14 protein-coding genes are annotated in these 18,799 nt (G+C 71.0%); 4 read left to right on the top strand and 10 right to left on the bottom strand.

The features are described from left to right. Positions 1 to 3: 3 nt before the first annotated feature. From P1K89_RS21175 to P1K89_RS21135, 9 genes are all read right to left on the bottom strand, one after another. Positions 4 to 3,105 (bottom strand): type VI secretion system Vgr family protein, encoded by a 3,102-nt coding sequence (locus P1K89_RS21175; protein ID WP_284618494.1) that lies wholly within the window; start codon positions 3,103 to 3,105, stop codon positions 4 to 6. Between the two features lie 25 nt (positions 3,106 to 3,130). After that, complete coding sequence (gene tssH / locus P1K89_RS21170; RefSeq protein ID WP_284618493.1) at positions 3,131 to 5,905, bottom strand: type VI secretion system ATPase TssH; 2,775 nt, start codon at positions 5,903 to 5,905, stop codon at positions 3,131 to 3,133. Positions 5,906 to 5,919: 14 nt separating this feature from the next. Then, a complete protein-coding gene (gene tssG, locus P1K89_RS21165; protein WP_284618492.1) occupies positions 5,920 to 7,050 on the bottom strand; it encodes a type VI secretion system baseplate subunit TssG in 1,131 nt (376 codons plus the stop codon). 10 nt (positions 7,051 to 7,060) lie between these two features. Further along, on the bottom strand, positions 7,061 to 8,923 hold the full coding sequence (tssF, locus tag P1K89_RS21160) for a type VI secretion system baseplate subunit TssF (protein WP_284618491.1): 1,863 nt from the start codon (positions 8,921 to 8,923) through the stop codon (positions 7,061 to 7,063). Further along, positions 8,916 to 9,425: a type VI secretion system baseplate subunit TssE gene (gene tssE, locus P1K89_RS21155; RefSeq protein ID WP_284618490.1), complete on the bottom strand. Its 510-nt coding sequence runs from the start codon at positions 9,423 to 9,425 to the stop codon at positions 8,916 to 8,918. Before tssE ends, tssF begins: the two co-directional genes overlap by 8 nt. 78 nt (positions 9,426 to 9,503) lie before the next feature. Further along, entirely contained in the window at positions 9,504 to 10,025 is a 522-nt protein-coding gene (locus tag P1K89_RS21150; RefSeq protein WP_284618489.1) for an Hcp family type VI secretion system effector, read from the bottom strand. Between the two features lie 31 nt (positions 10,026 to 10,056). Further along, positions 10,057 to 11,544 carry a type VI secretion system contractile sheath large subunit gene (tssC, locus tag P1K89_RS21145; RefSeq protein WP_284618488.1) on the bottom strand — a complete coding sequence of 496 codons (1,488 nt, stop codon included), beginning with the start codon at positions 11,542 to 11,544 and terminating at the stop codon, positions 10,057 to 10,059. 67 nt (positions 11,545 to 11,611) lie between these two features. Continuing rightward, positions 11,612 to 12,127 (bottom strand): type VI secretion system contractile sheath small subunit, encoded by a 516-nt coding sequence (gene tssB, locus P1K89_RS21140; RefSeq protein WP_284618487.1) that lies wholly within the window; start codon positions 12,125 to 12,127, stop codon positions 11,612 to 11,614. Positions 12,128 to 12,168: 41 nt separating this feature from the next. After that, positions 12,169 to 12,966 (bottom strand): hypothetical protein, encoded by a 798-nt coding sequence (locus P1K89_RS21135; RefSeq protein WP_284618486.1) that lies wholly within the window; start codon positions 12,964 to 12,966, stop codon positions 12,169 to 12,171. Positions 12,967 to 13,133: 167 nt separating this feature from the next. Between P1K89_RS21135 and tssJ the strand changes: the two genes are divergently transcribed. The 3 genes from tssJ to icmH all read left to right on the top strand — a co-directional run bounded on the left by tssJ (position 13,134) and on the right by icmH (position 16,060). Then, entirely contained in the window at positions 13,134 to 13,775 is a 642-nt protein-coding gene (gene tssJ, locus P1K89_RS21130; RefSeq protein ID WP_284618527.1) for a type VI secretion system lipoprotein TssJ, read from the top strand. Between the two features lie 98 nt (positions 13,776 to 13,873). After that, on the top strand, positions 13,874 to 15,220 hold the full coding sequence (gene tssK / locus P1K89_RS21125; protein ID WP_284618485.1) for a type VI secretion system baseplate subunit TssK: 1,347 nt from the start codon (positions 13,874 to 13,876) through the stop codon (positions 15,218 to 15,220). Between the two features lie 42 nt (positions 15,221 to 15,262). Next, positions 15,263 to 16,060, top strand: coding sequence for a type IVB secretion system protein IcmH/DotU (gene icmH, locus P1K89_RS21120; protein ID WP_284618484.1), 798 nt, complete (start codon positions 15,263 to 15,265; stop codon positions 16,058 to 16,060). Between the two features lie 37 nt (positions 16,061 to 16,097). On the opposite strand, the gene P1K89_RS21115 is transcribed toward icmH, so the two are convergent. Continuing rightward, complete coding sequence (locus P1K89_RS21115) at positions 16,098 to 17,735, bottom strand: peptide chain release factor 3 (RefSeq protein WP_284618483.1); 1,638 nt, start codon at positions 17,733 to 17,735, stop codon at positions 16,098 to 16,100. An 82-nt stretch (positions 17,736 to 17,817) separates the two neighbouring features. On the opposite strand from P1K89_RS21115, the gene P1K89_RS21110 reads away from it, so the two are divergent. After that, positions 17,818 to 18,744 (top strand): Fpg/Nei family DNA glycosylase, encoded by a 927-nt coding sequence (locus tag P1K89_RS21110; RefSeq protein WP_284618482.1) that lies wholly within the window; start codon positions 17,818 to 17,820, stop codon positions 18,742 to 18,744. The last annotated feature ends 55 nt before the right edge of the window (positions 18,745 to 18,799 follow it).

Below are 18,799 nucleotides of genomic sequence, written 5' to 3'. Positions count from 1 at the left end.
TCGTCACTCCATCCAGCCGCGCAGCGGGTTCGGCTCGTCCTGGCCGATCGGTCCCTTGCGCGCGTCTTCGCCGTAGTGCACCTTCGCGGCGCCGGGCGGCACGTCCATCAGCAAGGCCTTGCCCGAGCCGTCGAGCACGCCCTTGCGCTTGCTGCCGTCGGCGAACTCGACCTCGTAGGGCGCGCCCTGCACCGGTTCGTCGTCGCTGTGCAGGTAGTGCAGCGCGAGGTCGATCGGCTTGACCGCGACGTCCTGCGGCACCGGCAGCCGCTTGAACCCGTAGGGCACGTTGGCACCCGGCGAGTTGAAGATCTTCTGCCCCGCCTTGAACAGCACCGAGCCCGGGCCGGTCAGCGAGATGGCGCCGTTCTCCATGCGGATCGCCGCGCCGGCGGCCCACAGCAGCACGTGCTTCGGCGCCGCGATGGTGACCTGCGTGGTGGTCGAGACGACGTGGACCTTCCTGTCCGCGGCGAACCGGGTTGCGCCGGTCTGGCTCTGCGTCTGCACGTTGCCCGACGCGGCGTGCATCGCGATGCCGGTCTCCTGGTTCGGCTTCTTCGGATCCTGCGCCTGGCCATACGTGAAGAGGATCGCCGCGCCTTTCACCGCCGTCGCGTGGTTCGCCTGCGCGATCTGCTGGAGGTCCTGGCCGGCGACGAACGAGGCGTTGGCCGCCGCCGTCAGCAGCGTGCTGGCCGGCGTGAAGCTGCCGATGCCGGCGGGTGCGGCGAGCACGAGGTCCGGCCGGCTCCAGGCGGGCACCGTGCCGTGGCCACCGCCGATGGTGGCTTCGTCGCCCGGCTCCGGATCTGCACCACCGCGCGTGGCGGTGGTCTCCAGGCTGTCGAGCGTCGCGCAGAGGCCTTGTTCCGCGGGCAGCTGCTTCGCCTTGTCGCTGCGCTTGGCACCGATCACGTTCGGCTCGCGCGGCGCCTTCGCATGGTGCTGCTGCGCACTTTCGGCCAGCGTGTGCAGCAGCTGCCGGCCCTGGTCGAGCTGCGCGATCGGCTCGCGTGCGTCGATCGGCGGGCTCGCCTGCTCGCTGTTCGGCCGGCGATGCGCGCTGAGCAGCGCACCGGAGCCGGCGCGCACCGCACCCCACGCTGCGGTGGCCAGGTCGGCACCATGGCCGCGGTGCTGCTGGCGGCGGTTGTCGATCTGGTGGCGCAGGTGGCCGAGCTGCAGCCGCGTCTGCGCGCTGCTGCTGTAGAGCTCGATGCGGCCTTCGCCCGGCGAGTCGTCGAACACCAGCTGGTTGTGGCCGCCGAAGCCGCCCTGGCTGGTGGCCAGTGCCTGGCTCTTGTAGCCGGTGTGCACCTGCGCATGCTGGTGGGCCTGCAGCTCGCCCTCGGCACGCTCGCCGGGGAACCACGCCGGCGCCGAGCCCACCGCGCCGGCGGCACCCGCCGGCACCTGGTTGCCCTGCGCGTCGACCGCGCCGACGCCGTTGTAGACGACGCCGATGACCACCGGCCGGTCGGGGTCGCCGCCGGTGAACGCGACGACCACTTCCTGGCCCAGCCGCGGCATGAAGTTCGCGCCCCAGTTGGCCCCGGCGACGCTCTCGGCCACGCGCACCCAGGTGCCGGAGGCATCGGACGCCGGTGCGTCGTCGGCGCCGCTCGGCGCTTCGAGGCGATGGCTCGCGCGGCTGCCGCGCTGCCAGTGGAACTGGACCTTGAGACGGTGATCGCGGTCGGTGTGCACCGGCTCGCCCAGGCCCACCACCTGCGCCGTCTGCACGCCCGAGATGAGCGGCCGCGCCTGCAGCCGCGGATCGGGCAGGCCACGCTCGTCGAGCGCCGCGATGCGCAGCGGCAGGCGCGCCGGCTGCGCGGTCAGCGTGCACTGGTAGACCGGCTCGTCGTCGGCATTGGCCGGTGCCGCATGGTGCTGCGTGATGTCCCGGGCCAGCGCGTCGACGGCCGCGCGGCCGGCCTTCGCATCGGCGGCCAGGTTGTTGCGCGCCTCGTGCGTGACCGCGGTGATGACGAACTGGTCGCGCGCCGCATCGCTGCCGTCGTGCACCGGGTGATCGATCAAGGTGAATCGGGTCGCCGGCGCGGCGGTTCGCCAGGCGCCGCGGGCCGTCACCTGCTCGCGCAGCGCGTCGATCGCCTCCATCTGCACGCGCGCCAGCCGCTCGCCCTGCGCGGCGTCCTCGTAGGCGTACTGGCCCGGCACGTCGTGCAGGCCGAGCTCGGGCAACGCGGCCTCGGCGCCCTCGCGGCCCTGCTCGCGCAAGGTGACGCTGCGGTAGTCGCGGCTGGCCAGGGACAGGGACGCGGTGTGCACGCGGCGCCGGCGCTGCCAGCGCACCAGGCTGTCCTCGGGCAGCGCGGCACCGGCCTGCGTATAGCGCACGCGCGCCTGCGCATTCGGCACCAGCGCGCCGTTGTGGTCGGCGATCACCAGCGTGTGGGCACCCAGCGCCGGGCTCGCGGCATCACCCGCGTGCTCCCACCAGCAGAAGAGCCCTTCTTCGCGCAGCAGGCGTTGCACGAACGCCAGGTCGGTTTCCTGGTACTGGATGCACAAGGACCGCTGCGGGTAGGCCGCCGGGTCGGCGAGGTCCCAGCGCCACGCGGGCGCGAGCTGGCCCTGCGCTTCGTAGTCGGCGAAGACCTGTTCGACGATCTCCATCACGCTCGCGCCCTGGAACACCCGGCTGTCGCGCCGATGGCCGAGGAAAGCCAGCCAGGGCTCGACCACCAGCCGATAGCGCGCGAAGCCGCCATCGCTGCCGAGCAGCTGCACGTCGGTGACATGGCCGTGCCAGGGACGCAGGTCGGTGCGGCTGGCCTGCGTCAGCAGCTCCAGCAACAGCGGACGGCCGATCAGGCGCTTGAGCTCGAGGTGCGCATCGGTGGCCAGCGCGTCGATCTGCATGCGCAGTCCCGCCGGCGCGGACTCCTCGCCGGCCGGGCCGACGGCTTCGTCGATGCGCACGCGTTCGGGCAGCAGCACGCCCGGCCCCAATGTCGTGTGCAGGCGCAGCAGCCGGTCGCGCTGGCCGTGGGGGCCCAGCGCGCTGGCGACGTGCGGGAACAGCGCCGAGAGCTGCGCGGAAAGTGCATCGGCGGCGGCATCGAGCAGGTCCATCGCGGGCGGCCGAGTCCTTCGCGCGTCAGGCGATGCTGTACTTGAAGTCGCCGGCCTTGCTCGCCGAGACCTGGATGCGCGCGAGCTTGATGCCGTCGACCATGCGGGTCAGCACCGCCTCGGCCACCTGCGGCAGCAGCGTGCCGTTGAGGATGTGGTCGACGTTGCGGGCGCCGGAGTCGACCTCGGTGCAGCGCGCGAGCACCGCATCCACCAGCTTGCCGTCGTAGGCGAACGCGGCCTGGTGGTTCGTCTGCACGCGCGCGGCGATGCGATCGAGTTTCAGGCGGATGATGCGTTCGAGCACCTCGTCGCTGATGGGGTAGTAGGGCACCACCTTCAGCCGGCCGAGGAAGGCCGGCTTGAAGTGCTTGAACAGCACCGGCCGCAGCGCCTCGGCCAGCGCATCGGCGTCCGGCCACGAGTCGGGCGGCTGGTTCAGGCAGGCCTGCATGATCTGCGCCGAACCGACGTTGCTGGTCAGGATCAGGATGCAGTTGCGGAAGTCGATCTCGCGGCCTTCGGCGTCATCGAGCACGCCCTTGTCGAAGACCTGGAAGAAGAGCTCCAGCACATCGGGGTGCGCCTTCTCGACCTCGTCGAGCAGCACGACGCTGTACGGATTGCGGCGCACCGCCTCGGTCAGCACGCCGCCTTCGCCGTAGCCGACGTAGCCGGGCGGCGAGCCCTTCAGGCCGGCGACGCTGTGCGCCTCCTGGTACTCGCTCATGTTGATCGTGATCAGCTTGCGCTCGCCGCCGTAGAGCGCCTCGGCCAGCGCCAGCGCGGTCTCGGTCTTGCCGACGCCCGACGGGCCGGCGAAGAGGAACACGCCCTTGGGCTTGTTCGGGTCCTCCAGCAAGGCCCGCGCGGTGCGCACACGCTGCGCGATCGCGCCCAGCGCCTGCGGCTGGCCGATCACGCGCTGTTCCAGCCGCGACTGCAGCTCGAGCACCGCGCGCAGCTCGTCCTTGACCATCTTGCCCAGCGGGATGCCGGTCCAGGCCGAGACGATCTCGGCGACCACATGGCCGTCGACCTGCATCGGCACCAGCGCGGACTCGCCCTGCAGCGCGGCGAGCTCGGCGCGCGCGGCCTGCAGTTCGGCCTGGGTGGGCGACAGCACGGGCGCCGCGGCCGCGTCGGCGAGGGCCTTGCGCGACTTGCGCGCGCCACGCGCCGGTGCCGCGCCGTCCGCCAGCGCGACGGCGGGCTCGGGCATAGCGACGTTCGGTGCGGTTGGCGCCGCTTCGCTCTCGGCCTTCGCCCGCAGCGATGCGATGCGATCGACCAGCGCCCGCTCGGCGTCATGACGCTGCCGCAGCGCGGCCAGCTCGGCGCGCAGCGCGTCGGCCTGCTGCTGCAGCTCGGCCAGGCGCTCAGCATGCGGCGTGCCGGTGGCCACCTCGCGCTGCAGCGACTGCTGCTCGGCGATCAGCCGCTCGAGCTGCTTGTCGCGCGACTCGATCGCGGCGGGCACCGCGCTCAGGCCCAGCGCGACCTTCGCGCAGGCGGTGTCGAGCACGCCGATGGCCTTGTCCGGCAGCTGGCGGCCGCTGATGTAGCGGGCCGACAGGCGCACCGCATCGGTGATCGCCTCGTCGAGCACGCGCACGCCGAAGTGCTTCTCCATCAGCGGCACCATGCCGCGCAGCATCGCGGCGGCCACCGGCTCGGCCGGCTCGTCGATCTTCACCACCTGGAAGCGCCGCGCCAGGGCCGCGTCCTTCTCGAAGTATTTCTTGTACTCGCTCCAGGTCGTCGCGGCGACCGTGCGCAGCTCGCCGCGCGCGAGCGCGGGCTTCAGCAGGTTGGCCGCGTCGTTCTGCCCGGCCTGGCCGCCGGCGCCGATCATCGTGTGCGCCTCGTCGATGAACAGGATGATCGGGTGCGGGCTGCGCTTGACCTCGTCGATCACGCTCTTCAGCCGGTTCTCGAACTCGCCCTTGACGCTGGCACCGGCCTGCAGCAGGCCCATGTCGAGCACGTGCAGCTCGACGCCCTGCAGCGGCGGCGGCACCTGCCCGGCGGCGATCGCCAGCGCCAGGCCTTCGACGACCGCGGTCTTGCCGACGCCGGCCTCGCCGGTGAGGATCGGGTTGTTCTGGCGCCGGCGCATCAGGATGTCGATGGTTTGCCGGATCTCGGCGTCGCGGCCGATCACCGGGTCGAGCTGGCCGTCGCGCGCGCGCTGGGTCAGCTGCGTCGTGTAGCGGTCGAGCGCCGGCGTGGCACGGGCGGCTGGCGTCGCCGTCGAGCCGTCTGCCGCCGCCACGCCCTCGTCCGCCGTCGCCGAGGGATCGACGTGCACCGCTTCGGCCGCCTCCTGCGAGCCGACCGTGAACTCGCCGAGCCGGTGCTTCAGCTCGTCGAGCCGGAAGCGCGCGAACAGGCGGCTGCCGCGCGCAGCAATCTGCTGCAGCCCCGGCTCGCTCAGCAGCGCGAGCAGCAGGTGCGCGCTGCGGATGCGCGCATGGTGGGCGTCGAGCGAGGCGATCAGCCACGCGTGTTCGAACAAGGTCGGCAGGTGCGGGCTGAACACCGGCGTGCGGCTGTTGCCGGTCTTGAAGCGGCCGAGCTCGGCCTCGAGGTCCTGCTGCAGGGCACTGGCGGGCACCTCGAAGCGCCGGCACAGCAGCGCGAAGTCGCTGCGCGGCTGCTCCAGCAGCGCGAGGAACAGGTGCTCGACGTCGACCTCGTAGTGGCCACGCGCCATCGTGAGGTTGGCCGCGCGCTCGGCCGCGGTGCGGCAGGTGGCATCGAGCTTGGAGATCAGGGTCTTGAGGGTCGTGTGGCTCATGGCGTTCGCCGGCGTCAGGCCAGCGCATGCAGGTCGTAGCCGGCGTCGCAGCGGTCCTCGCGCACCGGCCGGGTGATCAGGAAGCCGTCCCAGCCGAGGCGCGGCGCGCGCTCGGCATCGAGCCGCGCCGGCTGCACGTCGTCGGCCCGCAGGGTCAGCCGGATCTCGTGTTCCAGCGTGATGCCGGTCAGCAGCCCCAGCCATTCGCGCAATGCCAGATGCGCCGGCCCGCCGGGCAGGAAGCGCTCGAAGAGGCTGCGCTCGAGCGGGCCGATCGCCAGGCGCAGGCGCAGGTCGCGCTGCCAGACGCGCTCGCCGATCACCGCGCCACCGCCCAGCACGCAGGCACCGGACGGCCCGTCGACCAGCACCGAGCGCTGCTCGGGCGGCAGCGTGAACCAGCGGCCGACGAAGGGCTCCAGCCGCACCGGCGCCTGGAAGTAGTCGGCGAGGATCTGCCGCACCGCGGCCGCCGACACCGGCCGCTGGCGCAGCAGGCCGGCGTAGTGCGCGAGCGCCTCGTCGGCGATGCCGCCCTCGCGCCCGCGCAGCCGGTGGCGCAGCGGCCGCTGGCCGAAGCCCACCAGCGCCAGCATCTGCGGCAGGGCCTCGCGCTGGCGGTCGGCCTCGAAGCGCAGCGGCAGGCGGTGCTTGCGCCAGGCCTGGTAGAACAGCACGACCGCGCGGTGCACGAAGACATCGAGGAAGCGGCGCGCACTCTGGTCGCGGTGCAGCTGCTCGCGTTGCGCGAAGAGCTCGGTGTAGAAGGCGGGCAGCGTGCCGCCGGCGCCGAGCAGGCCCATGAAGGCCGGCGTGATCTCGATGCGCTCGAAGGCCGCCGGCGTCAGCGGCGCGGGGCCGTCGGCCCGCGGCTCACCCGCCGCCGGGCGCGGGATCGGCTTGAACTCGGCGATCTCGCTCGGCGGAAAGGCCAGCGACAGCGAATTGCGAAAGCGCACGCGGCGGTTCAGCACGTCGGACGCCGCGTGCGGCTCGGTTTCCGCCCGTGGGTTGGCCGGCGGGCTCGCCGGCGGGTTGTCCAGCACATGCCAGCGCTCGAGCAGCCGCACGGCCTGCATGAAGCCGTAGCGGTGCGGCTCCGCCAGCAGGCGGTCGACCGGGCTGGACAGGCGGGGGGGGCGCATCATCGGCCGCCTACAGCAGCGGCCCCGCGCCGGCGCGGCGCGGGAACTGCATCAGCCGCTCGCCGGTCGACGCGGACACGAGCTCCAGCTGCGTGAAGCTGTTGACCTGCACGTAGAGCCCGAAGAAGTGGTCGAGCACCTGCGCGAACAGGCGCAGCGCGTGGCCGGCATAAACCTTGTCGTCGACCGTCAGCCGCACCTGCACACCCCGCACGAAGGTCGGGAACGGGTTGCCCGGCAGGCAGGCGCTGGCCGGCGCGTAGGCGATGTCGATCAGGCCGTCGACGAGCCGTGCGTTGCCCGCGCTGCGCGGCAGGTCGTACAGGCGCAGCATCTCCTGCAGCGCGTGCACGCCGGCGCTGCCGTTCGCATCGCCGAGCGACAGGTGGTTCAGCGACAGGTGCGACACCAGCCGCCACAGCGCGCCGTGGCCGCGCTCGAAGCGCTGGCTGGCCGTGGGCACGCGCAGCAGGCGGATCTCGCGCGCGACGCTGCCACCTTCGGCGAACAGGTCGCCGCCGGCATGGCCGATCGTCAGCTGCGAGGGCAGGTCGCGGTTCGTCGCCAGCACGTCGATCGACAAGGTGTCGGCCTGCGGCGCCGCCGGATCGAAGTGGATGTCGACGATGCCGATCTCGGTTTCGTAGCCGGGGCTGCGCTCGGCAAGGCTGTCGTCGCGCGTTGAGTACCAGTAACGCCCGGCCTGCTCGCCTTCGTGCAGCAACTGCGCGTGGCGCAGCGAGTAGAAGGGCTGGAAGGGGTGGATCTGCTCGCCGTGCGGCGTCTGCTGCACGCGGAACACGCGTTCGATGGAATGCACCTCGTGGCCGAAGGCGCGGCGGCCGCCGTCGGGCAGCACGGGATAGGTGGTGCCGGTGTGCGTGATGCGGATCGGGTCGGCGCGCTGCGCGAACAGGTTGACCACCGGCGTGCAGCCGGGCACCAGCGCCGCGGGGCCCGCGAGCTCGAGCTGGCGCGCGATCTCGCCGTCGCCGCGCAATGCGGCCATCGGGAAGTGCAGCGTCAGCCGGCGCGTGCGCGGGGCCGCGGCGCCACCGGGCAGCGGCAGGTCGATGAAGTTGAACTTGGCCGGGAAGGCGAAGAACTCGGTCAGCAGCCGGTAGGCGGGATGGGTGCGCGCATCGTGCGCGACCAGCGCCTCGTCGTCGGCGAACCCGACGCTGCGCGGAAGGGCGCCCGGCAGCGGCACCCAGGGGCCGGGGGCATCGGCCTGCACCAGCGTGGCCAGCGCATGCGCGGTCAGCGCATCGCGCAGCGCGTTGACCATCGAGCTCTCGCCGTCGAGCGCAACGCGCAGGGCCGGCGCCTGCAGCATCGACCAGTCGAGCTGCGGCGACTGCAGTTCCAGCGTGACGAAGAACTCGGTCGTCGCCTCGCGCGGCAGCGGCGTGCCGGCGGGCGCCTGGATCACGCCACGGAAGCCGGCGTCGACGACGCGCAGCGGCAGCAGCGTCACGTCGTAGGCGGTGCGGAAGCGGCACTTGACGCCGCGCACCGGCCGGCTGTCCAGCAGCGTGCCGCGCGGCAGCGTCAGCGGCTTGCTCAACTGCGCCGCGGCGGCACCGAGCTCGAAGCAGGCGATCGAGCACGACGGGAAGGGCCGCAGGTAGTGCGGGTACAGCACCTCCAGCAGCGACTCGGTGAACAACGGGAAGTCGTCGTCGAGGCGCTTGTGCACGCGCGCGGCGAGCAGCGCGAACGACTGCACCAGGCGCTCGACGTGCGGATCGTCGATCAGGTCGCTGGCGGCGGCCAGGCGGCCGCCGACTTCCGGGTAGGCGGCGGCGAACTCGCTCTTGTGCGTCTGCAGGAAGTTCAGCTCGCGCTGGAAGTGCGGCAGCAAGTCACGCATGGTCGCCGCTCGCTTCCGGCGTCAGCACGGGCCGGCCCGCCTTCGACACCGCGTAGCGGTTCGAGCCGGGCTGCAGCACCGCGTCGAAGCTCACCGGCTCGACGTTGGGTTGCAGCAGCAGCTGCGCGCGGATCGAGAACGCCAGGCCCGAGAAACCGGCCGGCGCTTCGCGCACGCGCACCTCGACCTGCGTCAGCCGCTTGTCGTGGTCGGCGAGCGCCGTGCGCAAGGCCTCGGTGATGCGCCGGCGATCGCGATCGCTCGCCAGGCTCATCGCCGAGATGTCGGTCAGGCCCAGCGTCAGCAGCGAACGGCCGGTCAGCGGCCAGGCTTCGAGCTCGGACGGCTCGAACGGCGCATGGGTGTTCAGCAGCAGCTCGATGTCGCGCGCGACCGAGTCCTTGACCTGCTCGACGGTGAAGCGCGGCGCGGTGCCGCCGCCGCGCAGCGCGGTGCCTTCACCGAGCAGCTTGTCGAGCAGCGAAGGGGCGAAGGTATTCATGCCGGGAACCCATCGGACACGGAAAAGGCGGCGGCCCTCGGACCGCCGCCTAACACGCAACAAGCGTAGATCGGAAGATCAGCCGACGGCCTTGTTGGTGCGCAGGTTCCAGCCGGCCTTGCCGGTGGACACCGGTGCGTCGCCCTTGGTGTTCTGGTGCTTGTACTCCCAGATGATCTGGCCGTACTTCAGGCCGAAGGTCTCGCTCGGCAACTCGCCGGCGCCGATGTTCGTCGTGACCGACGAGACGACGACGTCCTCGAGCAGGATGCGGTAGTAGTCGACGCGCGACTGCGAGGTCTGCGTGCTCGTCTTGCCGCCGAACGCGCGGTGGAAGACGATCTCGACCTTCGGGTACAGCGTGCCGGCCGAGCAGGCGCGCAGCAGCTTCGACGTCGCCTTGTCGATGTCCTTCGTGAACAGCATTTCGCCGTGCTCGGTGCGCTCGGCGGTGTGGCCGCCAGCGGTCGACGCGGTCGAGGACTTGGGCTGGAACACGGTGTGCGAGAACGTCGACACCTCGATCCAGTCCTTGTGCTTCTCGTCGGTGCTGTCGCCGTTCAGTTCACTGCCTTCGAACTTGACGTAGATGTCCTTCATGACTGGTCAAACCTCCTGGATGTGTGTTGAATCAACCCTTCTGGGACGTGGGCAGCTCGGCGACGAGGCGAAGGGACACGGAAAGCTCGTCGAGCTGGAAGTGGGGCCGGATGAAGGCCACGGCGCGGTACACGCCGGGCCGGCCCGCCACTTCGGACACCTGGATGCTGGCCTCGCGCAGCGGGTAGCTGGCCTTGGTTTCCTGCGTCGCGTTGTCGTCGTGGACGACGTACTGGTGGATCCAGCGGTTGAGGAATTCCTCGACGTTGGTCGCCGACGCGAAGCTGCCGATCTTGTCGCGCATCATCGCCTTCAGGTAGTGCGCGATGCGGCAGACGCTGAAGATGTACTGCAGCTGCGCCGACAGCACGGCATTGGCATTGGCGGCATCGGAGTCGTACTTCTTCGCCTTCTGCGCCGACTGCGCGCCGAAGAAGGCGGCGTAGTCCTTGCCCTTGCAGTGCACCAGCGGCATGAAGCCGAGGTCGCTCAGCTCCTTCTCGCGGCGGTCGGTGATCGCCACCTCGGTCGGGCACTTCAGCGCGACCTCGCCCTCGTCGGTCTTGAAGGTGTGGGTCGGCAGGTCCTCGACCAGGCCGCCGCCTTCGACGCCGCGGATCGCCGCGCACCAGCCGAAGTTCTCGAAGGCCGCCGTCAGGCGCGCGCCCATCGCGTAGGCGGCATTGACCCACAGGTACTTCGAGTGGTCGGTGCCGTCGACGTCCTCAACGTAGTTGAAGCCCTCGACGGTATTGCCGTCCTTCGGGTTGTAGGGCAGCCGGCCGAGGAAACGCGGCACCGTCAGGCCGACGTAGCGCGAATCCTCGCTCTCGCGGAAGGACTGCCACTTCGCGTACTCGACGGTGTCGAAGACCTTCGACAGGTCGCGCGGGCGGCCGAGCTCGGCGAAGGAATCGAGGCCGAAGAGCTCCGGCGACGCCGCCGACAGGAAGGGCGCGTGCGACGCGGCCGCGACGTGCGCCATCTGCTCGACGAAGTACATGTCCTCGGCATTGCGCGTCATCTCGAAATCGCCGATCAGCGCGCCGAACGGTGCGCCGCCGAAGGTGCCGAACTCTTCCTCGTAGACCTTCTTGAACAACGCGCTCTGGTCGAAGTCGACCGCCGCCTTGAAGTCCTTGACCAGTTCCCGCTTCGTCGCGTTGAAGGCCTGGATCTTCATGCCCGCACCGGTGGAGGTGTGCTTGCACAGGTAGTGCAGCCCGGTCCAGGTCGACTCGAGCTTCTGGAACTGCGGGTGGTGCATCACCTCGCTCAGCTGCGCGCTGATCAGGCGGTCGATCTCGGCGATGCGTGCATCGAGCGTCACCGACAGGTTGGCGGAGACGACCACCGTGCCCTGCATCACCTCGCGCACCAGCTCGCCGATGATGTCCTTGGCGCGGGTGCGTTCACCGTCGGAGCGGGCGACCCGGCTCTGCGTGACGATCTGGTCGAGCAGGCTGGTCTCGGTGGCGGCGGCAGCGGGAGCCTGCTGTTCGGCGATGGCGGCATTCATGGCAAGGAGTCCTCGTTCAGTGCACGGGCTGCGAACGCTCGACGGCGGGTCGAGCGCCCGCGTTCGGTCATTCCGGCCGCGGGCCGGCTTCCTGGCTCAGCTGTGCAAGCTTCTCGGTGCTGGCGAGCACCTCGCCGAGCAGGTCCTCGAGCTTGTCGTTGCCGGCGAGCTTGTTGCGCAGGTCGGACAGCTTGCTGCGCGCCTCGAGCAGGCGGCGCAGCGGCTCGACCTGCTGCACCACCGACTCGGGCCGGAAGTCGTCGACCTTGTCGAACGCGAGGTTCACCGCGAACTCGCCGCCGTCTTCGCTGAGCTTGTTGGCGACGCGGTAGCTCGCCTTCGGCGCCATGCCCTTCATCACGTCGTCGATGTTGTCGAGGTCGACACTGACGAACTTGCGGTCCTTCAGCTTCGGCAGCGGCTTGTCGGGATCGGGCGTTCCGGTGAAGTCGCCGAGCACGCCGACGACGAAGGGCAGTTCCTTCTTCTCGATCGCATCGCCGATCTCGACGTCGTAGGTCAGTTGCACGCGCGGCGGCCGCACCTTCTGCAGCCGCTTCTGGATGCTTTCCTTCTTCGCCATGGGGCGTTCCTTTCAGCGCTGGCCGCTCGGGTCGAGCGGCCTCAGTTCAGGACCTTGAACGGGTCGGTGGTCTTGACGGCCGGCGCCAGCGCGGCCGGCTTGGGGGCGGTGGGCGCGGCGACCACGGCGGGCTTCGCGGCCACGGGAGGAGGGGCAGCCGGCCGGCTCACGGCCGACGGCGTAGCACCGGACTGCGCCGCCACCGGCACCACGACGGATGAAGCGCGGTTCGCCGGCGCATGGGCGGCCTGCCGCGTCGATGGGGCGGCAGGCGCCGGCGTGCGCGTGGCGGCCACCGGCGCATCGGCGCGCACCGGCGGCACCAGCGTGGTCTCGCCGAGCGCCTCGCGCATCGCGCGTGTCAGGCCGAGCGCTTCGTCGCGGCTGCCGACGGGGTAGGCGCTGCGCTCGCGCAGCGCGAGCAGCGACACCGTGGACAGGCGCAGCCCGCTGACCGCGAGCACGCTGTGCGCGAGCGTGTCCTGCGCATCGCGCTGCAGCACCTCCTGCGCGGCGAGGATCGCGTTGCCGTAGTCGGCCGCATCGAAGTAGTCCTCGGCCAGCTTCTGCCACGGCGCCTTCTGCGTCGGATAGGCCTTCGCGGCCGCGCGCCACGCCTTGCGCGCAGCGTCGCGCTGGTTCGCCTGCAGCGCCGACTGGGCCTGCTGCATCAGCTCCTGCAGGCTCGGCTGCACCGGCACCTGCGTGGACGCGGACGGCGCCGGCGCGAGTGCCGGCGCGGAGGCGCAACCGCCCAGCGCGAGCAGCACGCAGAGGGCGGTGACGGCGATCGCCGGCGCGCGATGCGGATGGCGGGACTGCTCGTCTGGACTTCGCAATTCCACCCTCCTTGGTTGATGCTATCGGCCAATCGACGCGGCCCCATCGGCCTCGTCGGAGCGGCGAATGTACTGGCATTCTTCGCGCCGGGTCCCCCACGAACTTGGGATCGCGGAAGCCCGCGCATCGGTTCGAATCGCGCCGTCGCGCATCGACAATCCGGACCATGCGATCACGCTCCGATTCCACGTTGTCGACGGCCCTGCGCCGCTGCGCGCGCGTGTCGGGAGTCCTTGTCGCGGCAACGGCCTGCGGCGCGTGCGCCACGAATGGAGAGGGCCCGGTTTCGAAGGCCCTCGAGCTGGTCGGCCTGAAGGCGCCGGCGGTGCCTGAAGGCCTGCCGAAGGAGCTGCCCGCCGCCCCCCGGAAGGTGACGCTGCGATTGCATGCTGGCGATCGCCTGAACACCGATGCAGCGGGACGCTCACTTTCCATTGTTGCGCGCGTTTACAAGCTGAAGGCAAGCGATGCCTTCATGCAGGCGCCCTACGACAACTTCGCGCGGGAGAGCCCGTCGCGCGACGCCGCGTGGAGCCGCGACGTGATCGAGTCGCGCGAGCTGGTGCTGGCGCCCGGCCAGCGTCACGAGGTGATCGAGACGCTGGCGGCGGACGCGTCGCACGTCGCGGTGGTCGCGCTGTTCCGCGCGCCCGCGGAGCAGCGCTGGCGCTTCGTTTTCGATGCCCGCGCGGCCGCGAAGACCGGCATCACGCTCGGCCTGCACGGCTGCGCGATGAGCGTGGCCGAAGGGCCGGTGGTCGATGCCGCACCGGAGACGCTGCGGGTGGCCGGCGTGCAGTGCAGATGAGTTCCTTCAGATGAAGCCATTCGCTGGTCTTCACGCTGGTTTCACGCGTTAGCGGCCGTTCATTCCGGCACCCATCCCCTCATTCATCGAGGTCCGACTTGATTCCGTCATCCAAAGTGCTCTGGGGCGAAGGCCTGTTTCTGCGGCCGCAGCATTTCCAGCGCCAGGACGCGTACCACGAGTGGCGCCTGGCCGAGGTCGCGCGCACGCTGCATCCGTATGCGTGGGGCGTGCGGCGCATGAAGATCGACGTCGAGTCGCTGGCCGCCGGCGTGTTGCGCTTCGAGGAACTGCAGCTGGTGCTGCCCGACGGCGAGCTCTACTCCGCGCCGCAGGACGACGAGCTGCCCGACGCGCTGTCGCTGGCCTCGCTCGGCGCCGGGGTGCTCGAGGTGACCTTCCACGCCGCGCTCGCGCCGATGCGCAGCCACGGCGCGAACTTCAGCCCGGCGCTGGTCGGCGACGGCGCGCTGCGGTACGCCCAGCGCAATGCGCCGGCCAACGACTGGTTCACGTCGGCCGCCGAAGCCGACATCAGCCTGCTGCGCCGCTGCCTGCGCATCCTGCCCGACAGCGAGCCGCGCGATCACCTGGTGCACCTGCCGCTCGTGCGCCTGAAGCGCAGCGCGACCGGCGTGTTCGAGCTCGATGCGCGCCACATGCCGCCGGCGACCACCATCGCCGCCGCGCCGACCCTTCAGCTGCTGCTGCGCCGCCTGCTGGACGTGCTGCAGGCCAAGGTCGACGCGCTCTACGGCTTCCACCGCGAACCCTCGCGCCACGTGATCGAGTTCCGCTCCGGCGACATCGCGTCGTTCTGGCTGCTGCACACCGCCAGCGGCGCGTTCGCGCGCCTGTCGCACTACCTGCACCACCCGTCGCTGCACCCCGAGCGGCTGTACGAAGCGCTGCTGGAGCTCGCCGGCGCGCTGCTGACCTTCTCGAAGGCCTATACGCTGGCCGACCTGCCGGCCTACGAGCACCGCCAGCCCGAGCGCGCGTTCAACCGGCTCGACGAGATCCTGCGCGACCTGCTCGAGACGGTGATCTCGACGCGCTGCTTCTCGATCGCCCTCGACGAGGTCAAGCCCTCGTTCCATCGCGCGCGGCTCGACTCGCAGAAGATCGGCCCGCAGACCGCCTTCTTCCTCTGCGTGCAGTCGGCGCTGCCGCTGTCCGAGCTGATCGAGGCGGTGCCGCCGCGCTTCAAGGTCGGTGCGCCGGACGACGTGGACAAGCTGGTGCTCGCCGCCACCGCCGGCGTGCGGCTCGCGCACACCCCGCAGGTGCCGGCGGCCATACCCGTGCGGCCCGGCGCCGCCTACTTTGCGATCGAGCCGCGCGGCCCGCTCTATGAACGCATGCTGCAGGCGCAGAGCGCGGTGGTCTACGCACCCGCCGGCCTGCCCGAGCTGAAGCTCGAGCTCTTCGCGCTGAATGGCTGAACAACCCGCGTCCGAACGACCTGCGGCTGAAGGACCCCGACGATGAACGCCCGCGCCCCGCTGCCCTCGCTGTTCGGGCAGCATGAACCCCTCGGCCACCGCGCCGCTGCGGACGCCCCGCAGGGGCCGCGCCACGATGCCCGCGACCTGCTCGACCTGCTGTACGACGGCTGCTACATGATCTTCCTGCTGCGCAACGGGCAGCCGCCGGCCGATGCCGGCGCGTTCCGCGAGCGCGTGCGGGCCTTCCTGCACGGCTTCGAGCGCGGCGCGCAGCGACTGCAGCAGGGCGCCGACAACATCTTCCTGGCCAAGTTCGCGTTCTGCGCGCTGGTCGACGAGGTGATCCTGACCTCGGACTTCCGCATCCGCGACGAGTGGGAAGTGCGGCCGCTGCAGCTGGAGTTCTTCGGCGAGCAACTGGCCGGCGAGCGCTTCTTCGAATACCTGGAGCAGCTGCGCAGCGACGGCGCGCCGCGCGTGCAGGTGCTGGAGGTGTTCCACCTGTGCCTGCTGCTGGGCTTCCAGGGCCGCTACCTGCTCGAAGGCAGCGAGAAGCTGGGTTACCTCACCGCACGGCTCGGCGAGGACATCGCGCACCTGCGCGGCCGGCGCGCTGCCTTCGCGCCGCACGGCGAGCCGCCGGACCGTGTCGTGCACCGCCTGAAGCGGGACGTGCCGCTGTGGGTGCTCGGCGCGATCTTCGCGCTGGTCGGCACGCTCGGCTTCATCGGGCTGAAGTGGTCGCTGGGTCGGCACACCGCCGCCGAACTCGCCGCGCACCAGCAGGTGATCAAGCTCGCGCCGCAGGCGGCGCACGTGACGATCACGCTGCCCTGAGTGCGGCCGCCGGGCCGCACGAGGCCACGCGCGGCGATCAGCCGTCGAGCTGCTTCTGGAACACCAGCCCCGCGTGCTCGCGCAGCGCGTGGAACCTGATCTTCGGCCAGTTGGCCTCGATCGCGCGCAGCTCGGGCGCGTACTCCACCAGCAGGGTCGGCGCGTTCACCGCGTCGTAGGCCATGCGGTGGCTGTTGCCGTCGATGAAACGCTGCAGCTCCTTCGCATCGGCCGCCGGGCCGTCGCCGGTCTCGCAGGTGACCCAGCGCGCGATCTGGAAGCGGCAGGGGCTGATGCGCGCCTTGCAGCCGTACTCGTGTTCCAGCCGGTGCGCGACGACCTCGAACTGCAGCTGGCCGACCGCGCCCAGCATCAGCACCGAGCCGGCGACCGGCCGGAAGACCTGGATCGCGCCCTCTTCGCCCAGCTGCTGCAGCCCGGCCTTCAGCTGCTTGGTCTTCAGCGGATCGGCCACCTCGACCATGCGGAACATCTCGGGCGCGAAGAACGGCAGCCCGGTGAACTGCAGGCTCTCGCCTTCGGTCAGCGTGTCGCCCAGCTGCAGCACGCCGTGGTTCGGGATGCCGATGATGTCGCCGCCGAAGGCCTCGTCGAGCAGCTCGCGGCGCTGCGACAGGAACGAGACGACGGTGTTCGGCCGCAGCTCCTTGCCCGAGCGAACCACCTTCAGCCGCATGCCGCGCTCGAAGTGGCCCGAGGCCACACGCACGAAGGCGATGCGGTCGCGGTGCGCCGGGTCCATGTTGGCCTGGATCTTGAAGACGACCCCGGTGAACTTCGGCTCCTCGGGCCCGACCTCGCGCTGGATCGCGGGCCGCGGATTCGGCGGCGGCGCCAGGTCGACCAGCGCGTCCAGCACCTCGCGCACGCCGAAGTTGTTGACCGCCGAGCCGAAGAACATCGGCGTCTGCCGGCCGGACAGGAACTCGGTGCGCTCGAAGGCCGGTGCGGCCTCGCGCACCAGCTCGATCTCGCCCTTGGCCTGCTCGTACTGCATGCCGAAGCGCGCGGCATAGGCCGGGTTGTCGAGGCCGGCCAGGATCTCGTCGTCGGCGCCGGCGCGGTCCTCGCCGGGGCTGAAGACGCGCATCTGCTCCTCGCGCAGGTCGAGCACGCCGTGGAAGACCTTGCCCATGCCCACCGGCCAGGTGAAGGGCACCACCGTCATGCCGAGCTCGCGCTCGATCTCGTCCATCAGGTCGAGCGGCTCCTTGACCTCGCGGTCGAGCTTGTTGACGAAGGTGAGGATCGGCGTGTTGCGCGCGCGGCAGACCTGCAGCAGGCGGCGCGTCTGCGGCTCGACGCCGTTGGCCGCGTCGATCACCATCAGCGCGGCGTCGACCGCGGTCAGCACGCGGTAGGTGTCTTCGCTGAAGTCCTGGTGGCCCGGCGTGTCGAGCAGGTTGATCACGCAGTCGCGGTATTCCATCTGCATCACCGACGAGGCCACCGAGATGCCGCGCTGCTTCTCGATCTCCATCCAGTCGGACGTCGCATGGCGCGAGGCCTTGCGCGCCTTCACGCTGCCGGCGATCTGGATCGCGCCGGAGAAAAGCAGCAGCTTCTCGGTCAGCGTGGTCTTGCCCGCGTCCGGGTGGGAAATGATCGCGAAGGTGCGGCGGCGGCGCACCTGGGTCGGGATGTCGGCGGACATGGGAAGGTGTTCTGCAAAGGCAACCGGCGATTATCCGTGCGCCGCCTTTTCCCGGTGCGGCGGGCGCAGGCAAACTCGCCCCATGCCCGAGTTGCCCGACGTGACGGTCTACATCGAGAGCCTGGCCGCGAAGGCGCAGGGCCAGGTGCTGAAGCGGCTGCGCATCCTGAACCCCTTCGTGCTGCGCAGCGCGCTGCCGCCGATCTCGGAGGCCGAGGGCTGCACGCTGCAAGGCATCGAGCGGCTGGGCAAGCGGCTGGTGCTGGTGCTGCGGCGGCCACCGGCGGCATCAGCCGCCGATCCAGGATCCGGTGGGGAGCGCCTGCTGGTGATCCACCTGATGATCGCCGGCCGGCTGCGCTGGCTGGCCCCGGGCGCCAAGCCGCCGGGCCGGATCTCGCTCGCCAGCTTCGAGTTCGAGACCGGGCAACTGGTGCTGACCGAAGCCGGCACGCAGCGCCGCGCCTCGATGCACCTGCTGGCCGACCGCGCCGCGCTGGCGGCGATGGACCCGGGCGGGCTCGACGTCTTCGCCATCGACGCCGCGGCCTTCGGCGCGCAGCTGCAGCGCGAGAACCACACGCTCAAGCGTTCGCTGACCAACCCGCAGCTGTTCAGCGGCATCGGCAACGCGTATTCCGACGAGATCCTGCACCGCGCGCGGCTGTCGCCGGTGAAACTGACACGCGCGCTGGGTGCCGACGAGATCACTCGGCTCTTCGACGCGACGCGCGCGGTGCTGGGCGAATGGACCGAGCGCCTGCGCGCCGAAGCCGCGGCCCATGGCGGCTGGCCCGACAAGGTCACCGCCTTCCACCCGCAGATGGCCGTGCACGGCCGCTACGACCAGCCCTGCCCCGACTGCGGCACGCCGGTGCAGCGCATCGTGCATGCCGACAACGAAACCAACTACTGCGCACGCTGCCAGACCGGCGGCAAGCTGCTGGCCGACCGCGCGCTGTCGCGGCTGCTGAAGGCCAGCTGGCCGAAGCACGTCGACGATCTCTGACATCGGCACCTCGGACCCCCGGGTTCGGCGCGTTGCGCGGCGGCGGTGTGCGCGG

Source organism: Aquabacterium humicola (genome assembly GCF_030167915.1).
In the GTDB taxonomy this organism is placed as follows: domain Bacteria; phylum Pseudomonadota; class Gammaproteobacteria; order Burkholderiales; family Burkholderiaceae_C; genus Pseudaquabacterium; species Pseudaquabacterium humicola.
The sequence above is the reverse complement of the archived record's forward strand: the minus strand, read 5'-3'. Positions and strand labels throughout refer to the sequence as shown.